The following is a 10763-nucleotide window of genomic DNA, read 5'->3' on the forward strand; positions in this document are numbered from 1 at the left end:
TGATGCAAGAGTATCTCGTTACGTTGCTGGGCGGTCTTGTCACCACGCTGGAGCTGACCCTGTTCAGCCTGCTGCTGGGGATTGTGTTGGCAGCCCTGATGACCTGGGTGCTGGAGCTGCGCCTGCCGGTGGCGACCCAGCTGGTGCAGCTGTGGGTGCTGCTCTTTACCGGCACGCCGCTGCTCATTCAGATCTTCCTCATTTACTACGGGCCGGGCCAGTTTGAGTGGCTGAAAGCCAGCCCGCTCTGGCCGCTGCTCAAGCAGCCCTGGTTCTGCGCCGTGCTGGCGCTGGGTCTCAACACGGCGGCCTACTCCACCCGGTTGTTCAAGGGGGCGCTCGATGCCATCCCGGCCGGTGAAGTAGAGGCGTGTCGTGCGCTTGGCTTTAACGGCCGCCAGACCTTGTGGATGAAGGTGCGCCATGCCGCCCGCCATCTGGTGCCTGCCTACTCCAACGAGGTGATCCTGGTGCTCAAGGGGAGCTCCCTCGCCAGTACCATCACCATCATGGATATCATGGGGCTGGCGCAGGGGTTGAACGCCCAGACCTACGATACCCTGGCTGTGTTCGGGGTGGCTGGCGGGCTTTATCTGGCGATGAACGGATTGTTAACAATTGGTTTTCGCTGGTGTGAAAAGCGGGCGCTGGCATTCCAATCCTGAGACCCTCAAATCTACCTCTTTATGGTAAGGAGAAGTGCAGGAAAACTGTGCTTCTCCTCCAACTTTTTGTATTTCCCTCCAATTTTTGCTCCCACATGTTTCGTGGCTCACAGAACCCGTGACTGCAACTGTTATCAGATTGTTTTTTATGGGGGGATCCATTAAGGTTGGGCGCACAACAACAAACAACCTTAAACCTACGCTTAAACATGGAGTTGATCATGAAAGTTGCCGTTCTGGGTGCCGCTGGTGGCATCGGTCAAGCCCTCGCTCTGCTGTTGAAAAACCGTCTGCCGGCTGGCTCCGAGCTGAGCCTGTATGACATCGCCCCGGTTACCCCGGGTGTGGCCGTTGACCTCAGTCATATTCCTACCGACGTCGCCATCAAGGGCTTCTGCGGTGAAGATCCGACTCCTGCGCTGGTTGGGGCCGATGTGGTGCTGATCTCCGCCGGTGTGGCACGCAAGCCGGGGATGGATCGCTCCGACCTGTTCAATATCAACGCCGGTATCGTCAAGAATCTGGTCGAGAAGTGCGCGGCCACTTGCCCGAAAGCACTGATCGGCATCATCACCAACCCGGTCAACACCACTGTGGCTATCGCCGCCGAAGTGTTGAAGAAAGCCGGTGTCTATGACAAGCGTCGTCTGTTCGGTGTCACCACCCTGGACGTGATCCGCGCCGAGACCTTCGTGGCCGCCGCCAAAGGGTTGAACATCGACAAGGTTCGCGTCAACGTGATCGGTGGTCACAGTGGCGTCACCATTCTGCCGCTGCTCTCCCAGATTGAAGGCGCCTCCTTCACCGCTGAAGAAGTGGCTGCCATGACCAAGCGCATCCAGAATGCCGGTACCGAAGTGGTTGAAGCCAAGGCCGGTGGCGGTTCTGCCACTCTCTCCATGGGTCAGGCGGCGTGCCGTTTTGGTCTCTCCCTCATCAAGGGTCTGCAGGGCGAAGCCAACGTTGTTGAGTGCGCCTACGTGGAAGGCAATGGCGAGCACGCCACCTTCTTCGCGCAGCCGGTACTGCTGGGCAAGAACGGCGTCGAAACCGTACTGGATTACGGCAAGCTGAGCGCCTTCGAGCAGGAAGCGATGGAAGGCATGCTGGCTACCCTGAAAGCCGATATCCAGCTGGGTGTCGATTTCGTCAAGTAAGCGGGTCAACCGTGCCAACAAGGGAGCTTCGGCTCCCTTTTGTATTGATGAGATCCGCCCGGCAGGCTAAGGGGATGGGGGTTGGTGCCGATAACAGAGTGCAGCAGGAGATCCTTATGATGAAACCCCTTACCCTTCTCGTTCTTGTCGGTGCATTCACCGCGCCCCTCTATGGTGCCGAGGCGGTATCGGCTGCCGTATCGAGCGATGCGCCTGCAGCAAGTGCATCGGCACCGACCGCAAGCAGTGCTGTGGTGGCAACGGCGCCTGTCTCTGCTGCTACGCCAGCGCCCTCTGAGGCAGTCCCCGTCTTGCTTCCGGCCGAGCCGGTCACACCCGTTGCCAGCAGTGGCGAGGGGGCCGCGCCGCTGCCAAAACCGGCTGAGCCTGCCGCTGTGGTTGCGCCTCCCGCACCTCTGGTCGCTGGCGAGTTGCAGGCGGTGCCGCTCTATCGTCAGGACGAGCTGCTCAACTGGATTGAGCAGGGGCGCCACCTCACTCAGGTGAAGCAGGATCGTTGTCAGCTGACTCAGGATATCGAAGCGCGCGCCTCGGTGATGAAGATCCCGGCTTATCAATTCCTCTGGGGGGATATGCTGGCGTGGGGTGTCTGTACCAAACCCAATGCCGAGATCGGGGTGCAATATATGTGGGAGGCGGCCAATCAGGGGTTGGCTCCGGCGCTGGAGCAGTTGGGCCGCTACTACTGGAAAGGAACTTTGGTGCAGAAGGATCTGGTGCGAGCCGAAACTCTGATGCGCGAGGCGGCCAGCCTCGGTTTTCTGCGGGCCCGCATCGAGTGGGTCGAGATGCTGTTGCAGGGGATGGGCAGTCCGCTCGATTATGAGGACGCCTATCGCTGGCTCCATGGTTCCGTCATCGGTGACAAGGCGCTGCACCAGAAGGCGGCGAGTCTGCTCAACCGTCTTGGCAACCGGATGCCTGCCAACGTGGTGGCCCGCGCCAAGGCGATGCACTGATCCAAAAAAATGACCCACAGATCTGCACCTGTGGGTCCGGTTCCAGCCGCCGTGCCATGACAGGCCGGAACCTTCCTCTGTTATATGGCTTCCCGCGCCTTAGAGATCTTGGTGGGGGCCAAAAACTTCGTAATGGAGCTGCCCCGTTGGTACCCCAACAGCCAGCAGCTGCCGCTTGATCTCTTGCATGAAGCCGACGGGGCCACAGAAGTAGTAGTGGGCCTCTGGCGTGATGCGCTCCTTCACAGCAGTCAGATCCATGGTGCCGGCCAGGTCGTAATCTTCACCCTGTACATCGCTGGCCTCCGGCTCCCGATACCAGACCCGGCTCAGCAAGTTGGGATGCCGGCGGGATTTTTGCTGAATATCCTCCCGGAAGGCGTGTACAGCGCCCTGTTCGCAGGCGTGTAGCCAGGTGATCTCGGCCTGATGAGTACTTTCCAGCAGCTGGTTGAGCATGCTCATCATCGGCGTCACGCCGACACCGGCTGAGAGCAGTACCACCGGGGTCTGGCTGTCGGCTTTCAGGTAGAAATCGCCGGTAGGGGGCATCACCTCGATCTTGTCACCCGCCTGCAGGTGATCGTGCAGCAGGTTGGAGACCTGACCCTGCGGCTCACGCTTGACGCTGATGCGGTAATCCTGCCCGTTGGGGGCATCTGAGAGGGAGTATTGGCGGATCTCCTGATATTCCAGCTCGGGGTGAACCAGCTTGATGCTGAGGTATTGGCCCGGTTTGAAGGCCAATACTGGCTTGCCATCTTCCGGCGCCAGCAGGAAGGAGGTGATGAGGTCGCTCTCGGCTCGCTTCTCCTTGATGATGAAGGTGCGGGTACCTTGCCAGCCGCCATCCTGATTGGCCTTCTCCTGATAGATCTCCTGCTCGCGGCCGATGAAGATGTCGGCCAGCACGCCATACGCCTTGCCCCATGCCTCCAGCACCTCGTCGGTGACCGCACTTCCACCCAATTCTTTGAGCGTGGCCAAGAGATGACTACCTACAATGTGATATTGTTCTGGCTGGATCAGGAATCCGGTATGTTTGTGCGCAATCCGCTCGACCGCACCGGCGAGCGCTCCCAGATTGTCGATATTCTTTGCATACGCGGCGACTGCATTGAACAGGGCCAGCGGCTGGCCGCCACTGCGTTGGTGGGCCAGGTTGAAGATATCTTTCAGCTCCGGGTTATGGCTGAACATCCGTTGGTAGAAGTGCTGGGTGAGGGCAGGGCCTGCCGATTCGAGCAGCGGAATGGTGCTTTTGATGACGGCAACGGTGGTTTGATCTAGCATAGGGGCCTCGTTCTAATTGAACATATAAAATGTCATTTAATAAGTGGCATCCTAGATGTTTATTTGATTTGAATCAATACTCCACTTTTCGCATCGCGCTAATCAGGTTTTATGAGACTAACCAGTTATACAGATTTCGGATTGAGAGCCCTGCTCTATCTTGCCACCCTGCCGGAAGGGGAGTTGTCGAGCGTTGCCAAGGTATCGGCCCTGTATGGCGTTTCCCGCAACCACATGGTGAAGGTGGTCAATCAGCTGGTGAAGCTGGGCTATCTGCAATCCCAGCGTGGCAAGAATGGCGGTATTCGTATGGCTTGCGATCCCGCCACCATCAATATCGGGCAGGTGATCCGGGCGCTGGAAGGCAATCTGGACGGCATTGACTGCGGTTCGCCCGCTTGTCACATCGTCTCTGTCTGTCTGCTCAAGAGTGCGCTGAAAGAGGCGATGGATGCGTTTCTGGCGGTGATGGACAGCTATACGCTGCAAGACCTGCTAGCCAACCGCGACGAGTTGCAACGGGTGTTTGGCGAGTTGATCCCGACGCTGGTGCTGGAGCCGGATGATGAAGATGAGCAATAGAAAAGGGCTGCCACTGGCAGCCCTTTTTCAATCTTGCGAATCCGACTCCGCCCGGTACGATGCCGGCATAATCCGCGCCATCTTCACCATGTTGTTCTCCACATCGAGGATCTCGATAGGATAGCCGGCCAGCCGGATCCCGATGTTGGGCTGGGGGATCTCCTCCAGATATTCGAGGATCAGACCGTTGAGGGTGCGCGGGCCGTCGATGGGCAGGTGCCAGTTCATCTCCTTGTTCAGCTCACGAATATTGGCTGAGCCTTCGACCAGATAAGAACCATCTGACTGGGGGTGGATCTCGTCGCTCGGCGCTGGCGTCATGGAGGTGGTGAAGTCGCCCACGATCTCTTCCAGAATATCGTCCAGGGTGATCAACCCCTGAATGTCGCCGTATTCGTCGACGATCAGGCCAATTCGCTCCTTGTTGCGCTGGAATTTGGCCAGCTGCACGTTGAGCGGCGTTCCTTCCGGAATGAAGTAGATCTCGTCCACTTCACGCAACAGGCTCGATTTATTGAACTGGTCCCTGGCTACCAGTCTAAGGGCATCGCGTGCGTGTAAAAAGCCGACAACGTCATCGATATTGTCGCGATAGAGCAGGATCTTGGTGTGAGCGCAGTGGGCCAGCTGGCGCTGGATGCTCTTCCAGTCATCGTTGATGTCGATGGCGTAGATATCGCTGCGCGGCACCATGATGTCCTCGACCAGCATCTTGTCGAGATCCAGAATGCTCAACAGCATCTCCTGATGACGCTGGGGGATCAGGTTACCCGCCTCATTGACTATGGTGCGCAGCTCCTCGGTGTTGAGGGAGTCATCCTTGTTGGGATTGATCTTCAGCATCTTGAGCAGGCCGCTGGTGATGCCGTTGATCAGCCAGACCAGCGGCGAGAGCGGCACCATCAGCCCCTTGAGGATCCAGGAGGCGGGATAGGCGATCTTCTCCGGGAACATGGCGGCCAGGGTCTTGGGGGTCACTTCACCGAATACCAGTACCACCAGGGTCAGGCCGAAGGTGGCAATGGCGACCCCGAGATCACCAAACAGCCGGATACAGACGATGGTGGCGATGGCGGAGGCGAGGATATTGACCAGATTATTGCCGATCAGGATCAGTCCCAGCAGGCGATCGGGGCGGGCGAGCAGTTGCTCGACGCGACGTGCGGCTTTGTGTTTGGTCTGTGCCAGATGCCGCAGTTTGTAGCGGTTGATGGACATCAGGCCGGTTTCGGCACTGGAGAAAAAGGCGGAAAGAAGGATCAAGATAACGAGAACAATCAGTAATGTACTCGTTGAGATGCTGTCCAAAAAGGGCTCCTGTTAGATGGTATGGCTAAAAGAGTATAGGTGTCAGCTCAACAGCACTTCTTTGACGAAGCGACTGCCAAAGTAGGCAAGAGTCAGGATGAAGCTGCCGATCAGACTGAGTGTGATGACTTTGCGGCCGCGCCAGCCATAGGTGTGATGACCCCACAGCAGCAACACGTAGACACACCATGCCAGGATGGAGAGCACTGCCTTGTGAGACTTGCCCTGGGCGAACATATCTTCGAGGAAGAAGAGGCCGGAGGCGATGGAAAGTGTCAGTAGCAGCACCCCTGCAGAGATCAACTGAAACAGCCGTTTTTCCACTGTCATCAGTGGCGGCATGGCTGGCAGGTTGCTGATTTTTCTCGATTTAAGCTGCTTGTCCAGACAGGCGAGCTGCAGCGCAAACAGACAGGCGATCATCAATACCGAGTAGGCCATCAGGGCGAGGCCGATGTGCAGCAACAGCTGGGGATGGGCCTCCAGATGGGTGATATAGCGACCCGGGATCAAGGCGCTGGCAGCCAGCAACAGGGCCGAGAAGCTGTAGACCACCGGCAGCAGGATCCAGCCGTTGAAGCGGCGGGTCACGCAGGTCATGAAGCAACTGATGATGAGGCTGACCAGCGAGGCAACGTTGAGCATGCTCAGGTTCTGGCCGTAACTCTGCAATACCTCTGAACCGAGGGCGCTGGCGTGGGCAATCAGGGCCAATCCGATACAGGCAAACAGGGAGCGCTGTCCCACCGGCTTGGCGCTCAGTAACAGATGCAGGGAGGCGATGATGGCCAGCAGATAAAACGCCAGGGCCAGAACAGAGATTACGATCATAACCAGGTCGTTGTTGCACAAGCTTTTGAGGGTAAGAGGGGCAGTATACCTTGCACGAGAAGTGCTCGCCAGTTGTGCAACGGCCGATCTGCCCATATATAGGGAGAAGGTCCCTGCTGCTGCGGTGCGGTGAATAATCGTCCTCGCGCCCGCTCTGGGTTATAATGCCCCCAATTTATTACGCCAAGAACCGGAATCCGTCATGTTTGAGAATTTGACTGAACGACTCTCGCGCACCTTGCGCAATGTCAGTGGCCGTGGTCGCCTGACCGAAGATAATATCAAGGAAACCCTGCGTGAAGTCCGCATGGCGCTGCTCGAGGCGGATGTCGCCCTGCCGGTCGTGCGTGATTTCGTGGCGCGTGTCAAAGAGCGCGCAGTCGGGCAGGAGGTGGCCAAATCCCTGAGCCCGGGCCAGGCATTCATCAAGATTGTGCACGGTGAACTGGTCACCGTAATGGGGGAGGCCAACGAACAGCTCAACCTGGCTGCCCAGCCGCCTGCGATCATCCTGATGGCCGGTCTGCAGGGTGCCGGTAAGACCACCACGGTTGGCAAACTGGCCAAGCTGCTCAAAGAGCGCAGCAAGAAGAAGGTGCTGGTGGTCAGTGCCGACGTCTATCGCCCTGCGGCGATCAAGCAGCTGGAGACCCTGGCCAGCGACATCGGTGTCGACTTCTTCCCAAGCGATGCCAGCCAGAAGCCGGTCGATATCGCCACCGCCGCCATCGATCAGGCGCGCAAGAAATTCTATGACGTGGTGATCGTCGATACTGCCGGTCGTCTGCACGTTGATAGCGAGATGATGGCCGAGATCCAGGATCTGCATGCCACCATCAAGCCGGTCGAGACCCTGTTCGTGGTGGATGCCATGACCGGTCAGGATGCCGCCAACACCGCCAAGGCGTTCAACGAAGCGCTGCCGCTCACCGGTGTCATCCTTACCAAGGCGGACGGCGACGCCCGTGGTGGTGCCGCCCTGTCGGTGCGTCACATCACCGGCAAGCCGGTCAAGTTTATCGGTATGGGTGAAAAGACCGATGCGCTGGAGCCGTTCCACCCGGATCGTCTTGCCTCCCGTATCCTCGGTATGGGCGATGTGCTCTCTCTGATCGAGGAAGTCGAGCGCAACGTCGATAAAGAGAAAGCGGCCAAGCTGGCCAGCAAGGTCAAGAGCGGCAAGGGTTTCGATCTGGAAGATTTCCGCGAGCAACTGGCCCAGATGCGCAACATGGGCGGTATGATGGGGATGCTCGACAAGCTGCCCGGCATGTCCGGTCTGCCGGATAACGTGAAAGATCAGATGGATGACAAGCTCACCGTGCGGATGGAGGCGATCATCAGCTCCATGACGCCCAAGGAGCGTGCCCACCCCGATCTCATCAAGGGTTCCCGCAAACGCCGTATCGCCGCAGGTTCCGGCATGCAGGTGCAGGATGTGAACAAGCTGCTCAAGCAGTTCACCGAGATGCAGCGCATGATGAAGAAAATGTCCGGCAAGGGCGGCATGCGCAAGATGATGAGCCAGATGAAGAACATGATGCCCCCCGGTTTCGGTGGCGGTCGCGGCCCGTTCTGATCCGGCCTGCGTGTTGATGGGGGTCTGCTGCGGCAGGCCCCTTTTCATTGCCGCTCTGCGCAAAAAATGGCTGGCTTGGTTGCAATTATTACGAATCCAAGTAGAATTACGCGGCTTATTTTAAGCTAGGGTTCGCGTGTTTGCGGGCCTTGTTCATTAGATGTTAATGAGGACGATATGGTAACCATTCGTTTACAACGTGGTGGCGCGAAAAAGCGTCCGTTCTACCAGGTAGTAGTTTCTGACAGCCGTTGCGCCCGTGACGGTCGCTTCATCGAGCGCGTTGGTTTCTTCAACCCGGTTGCTGCTGGTCAAGCTGAAAAGCTGAACCTGGACCTGGCTCGTATCGAGCATTGGGTTGCTACTGGTGCCGCTGTTTCTGACCGCGTTGCCAAGCTGATCAAAGACGCTAAAAAAGCTGCTTAATCAGCCCAACGGTAAGGAGTTAAGGTGGAAAAACCTGTAGTTCTGGGCACCCTGGGTACCGTTTATGGCATCAAGGGCTGGCTTAAAGTGAACTCCTTCACCGATGTTGCCGAAGCGATTTTCGATTACAACCCCTGGCTGATTAATCAGAACGGGGCGTGGCGTGAAATTCGGGTTTCATCCTGGAAACGTCACAACAAGGGTCTGATCTGCAAACTCGATGGTATCGATGTGCGCGAAGATGCCCTGGCATTGACCAATGTCGAGATTGGCGTACCCGCCGATCTGTTGCCTGCGTTGCCTGAAGGTGAGTTCTACTGGCGTGACCTGATTGGTTGCTCCGTGGTGACCACCAAGGGATACGACCTGGGCAAGGTGACCGAATTGATGGAAACCGGCTCCAACGATGTGTTGGTGGTTGAGGCCAATGTAAAAGATGCCTTTGGTGCAAAGGAGCGGTTGATTCCGTTCCTGGAAGAGCAGGTGATCAAGAACATTGATCTGACTGCTCGAACAATCGAAGTTGATTGGGATCCTGGTTTCTAGTTTCCCGCGCTAACACGGGTGCCGGAGGTTTCTTATGTGGATTGGGGTTATTAGCCTCTTCCCTGAAATGTTCCGAGCCATTACCGAGCACGGGGTAACGGGTCGGGCCGTCAAGAGTGGCCTGCTGCAGATTGAGTGCTGGAACCCCCGGGAGTTTACTCACGACAAACACCGTACGGTCGATGATCGTCCTTATGGTGGTGGGCCCGGCATGTTAATGATGGTTCAGCCGCTGCGTGACGCGATTCATGCAGCCAAGCAAGCGGCAGGAGACGGGGCGAAAGTCATCTATCTCTCTCCTCAGGGACGCAAGCTGACTCAAGCGGGCGTAACCGAGTTGGCGACGAATCAGAAACTGATTCTGGTAGCCGGTCGATACGAAGGTATCGATGAACGCGTGATACAAACCGAAGTCGACGAAGAGTGGTCTATCGGGGATTACGTGTTAAGTGGTGGCGAGTTGCCTGCCATGACCCTGATCGATGCGGTTTCGCGTCTGGTCCCTGGGGTTTTGGGCGATCAGGCCAGTGCCGAGCAAGACTCCTTTACGGATGGCTTGCTGGATCATCCCCACTATACTCGGCCGGAGGTGTTGGATGGATTGGCTGTGCCCGAGGCGCTGACAAGCGGCAATCACGAAGTGATTCGACGCTGGCGTCTCAAGCAGTCGCTCGGACGAACCTGGCAAAGAAGGCCGGAACTTATTAACAACCTAGCTCTGACTGACGAGCAAGAATCACTTCTTGCCGAGTATGTCCGCGAAGTGCGTGACAGCGTTAAGTAGAGTTTTCAGTTTATCCTAGGTAAGGAAAGACAATGAGCAAGATTATTCAGCAGCTTGAACAAGAGCAACTGCGTACCGACATCCCGGCTTTTGCCCAGGGCGACACTGTACGTGTTCAAGTTCGTGTTAAAGAAGGTGGTAAAGAGCGTCTGCAGGCTTTCGAAGGCATCGTTATTGCCAAGCGTAACCGCGGTCTGCACTCTGCTTTCACCGTTCGCAAGATCTCCAACGGCGAAGGTGTTGAGCGTGTATTCCAGACTCACTCTCCGCTGATCCACAGTGTAGAACTGAAGCGTCGTGGTGATGTTCGCCGCGCCAAACTGTACTACCTGCGCAACCTGTCCGGCAAAGCTGCTCGTATCAAAGAGAAGCTCAACTAATTCGATTCGAATTGGTGTCGGTATGTCGGCAAATAGCTCGACAGGTAGTGAAAAGGCTCGCCAATGGCGAGCCTTTTTTGTATCCGTTGTCCCGTCCTGAATATGGTTTACACCTTTCCCCCCCAATAAATGGAGAGCCCGATGGGACAAGGTGTGAAACGGACACAGCGCGATTACTCGCTGACTTTTAAACTGGCACTGGTCGAGCAGATTGAAAAAGGCGAGCTCACCT

General features: G+C 57.0%; 12 protein-coding genes. 9 read left to right on the forward strand and 3 right to left on the reverse strand.

Annotated features, from left to right (window positions below):
* Window positions 1-2: 2 nt before the first annotated feature.
* From artM to AB5Y82_RS08785, 3 genes are all read left to right on the forward strand, one after another.
* Window positions 3-665: an arginine ABC transporter permease ArtM gene (gene artM / locus AB5Y82_RS08775; protein WP_005348902.1), complete on the forward strand. Its 663-nt coding sequence runs from the start codon at window positions 3-5 to the stop codon at window positions 663-665.
* Window positions 666-886: 221 nt separating this feature from the next.
* Complete coding sequence (gene mdh / locus AB5Y82_RS08780) at window positions 887-1822, forward strand: malate dehydrogenase (protein ID WP_005340384.1); 936 nt, start codon at window positions 887-889, stop codon at window positions 1820-1822.
* Between the two features lie 395 nt (window positions 1823-2217).
* On the forward strand, window positions 2218-2802 hold the full coding sequence (locus AB5Y82_RS08785) for a tetratricopeptide repeat protein (RefSeq protein WP_368173882.1): 585 nt from the start codon (window positions 2218-2220) through the stop codon (window positions 2800-2802).
* Window positions 2803-2901: 99 nt separating this feature from the next.
* On the opposite strand, the gene hmpA is transcribed toward AB5Y82_RS08785, so the two are convergent.
* Window positions 2902-4095, reverse strand: a complete 1194-nt coding sequence (gene hmpA, locus AB5Y82_RS08790) for an NO-inducible flavohemoprotein (RefSeq protein WP_368173881.1) — start codon at window positions 4093-4095, stop codon at window positions 2902-2904.
* A 111-nt stretch (window positions 4096-4206) separates the two neighbouring features.
* Between hmpA and AB5Y82_RS08795 the strand changes: the two genes are divergently transcribed.
* Window positions 4207-4677: an Rrf2 family transcriptional regulator gene (locus AB5Y82_RS08795; protein WP_005340388.1), complete on the forward strand. Its 471-nt coding sequence runs from the start codon at window positions 4207-4209 to the stop codon at window positions 4675-4677.
* Window positions 4678-4704: 27 nt separating this feature from the next.
* On the opposite strand, the gene AB5Y82_RS08800 is transcribed toward AB5Y82_RS08795, so the two are convergent.
* The gene (locus tag AB5Y82_RS08800) at window positions 4705-5985 is read right to left on the reverse strand and encodes an HlyC/CorC family transporter (RefSeq protein WP_005348906.1); all 1281 of its coding nucleotides are present in this window, start codon (window positions 5983-5985) and stop codon (window positions 4705-4707) included.
* A gap of 42 nt (window positions 5986-6027) precedes the next feature.
* Window positions 6028-6816, reverse strand: coding sequence for an inner membrane protein YpjD (ccsA, locus tag AB5Y82_RS08805; RefSeq protein WP_005340390.1), 789 nt, complete (start codon window positions 6814-6816; stop codon window positions 6028-6030).
* A gap of 202 nt (window positions 6817-7018) precedes the next feature.
* On the opposite strand from ccsA, the gene ffh reads away from it, so the two are divergent.
* From ffh to rplS, 5 genes are all read left to right on the forward strand, one after another.
* Window positions 7019-8395 (forward strand): signal recognition particle protein, encoded by a 1377-nt coding sequence (gene ffh / locus AB5Y82_RS08810; protein ID WP_005340391.1) that lies wholly within the window; start codon window positions 7019-7021, stop codon window positions 8393-8395.
* A gap of 177 nt (window positions 8396-8572) precedes the next feature.
* Window positions 8573-8821, forward strand: a complete 249-nt coding sequence (rpsP, locus tag AB5Y82_RS08815; protein ID WP_005340392.1) for a 30S ribosomal protein S16 — start codon at window positions 8573-8575, stop codon at window positions 8819-8821.
* A gap of 24 nt (window positions 8822-8845) precedes the next feature.
* Window positions 8846-9367 carry a ribosome maturation factor RimM gene (gene rimM, locus AB5Y82_RS08820; RefSeq protein ID WP_005340394.1) on the forward strand — a complete coding sequence of 174 codons (522 nt, stop codon included), beginning with the start codon at window positions 8846-8848 and terminating at the stop codon, window positions 9365-9367.
* Window positions 9368-9401: 34 nt separating this feature from the next.
* The gene (gene trmD, locus AB5Y82_RS08825; RefSeq protein WP_005340400.1) at window positions 9402-10151 is read left to right on the forward strand and encodes a tRNA (guanosine(37)-N1)-methyltransferase TrmD; all 750 of its coding nucleotides are present in this window, start codon (window positions 9402-9404) and stop codon (window positions 10149-10151) included.
* A 32-nt stretch (window positions 10152-10183) separates the two neighbouring features.
* Entirely contained in the window at window positions 10184-10531 is a 348-nt protein-coding gene (gene rplS / locus AB5Y82_RS08830) for a 50S ribosomal protein L19 (RefSeq protein ID WP_005313505.1), read from the forward strand.
* Window positions 10532-10763: the final 232 nt, after the last annotated feature.

The sequence above is a fragment of the Aeromonas sp. s13 genome (assembly GCF_040907905.1).
Lineage (GTDB): Bacteria > Pseudomonadota > Gammaproteobacteria > Enterobacterales > Aeromonadaceae > Aeromonas > Aeromonas veronii.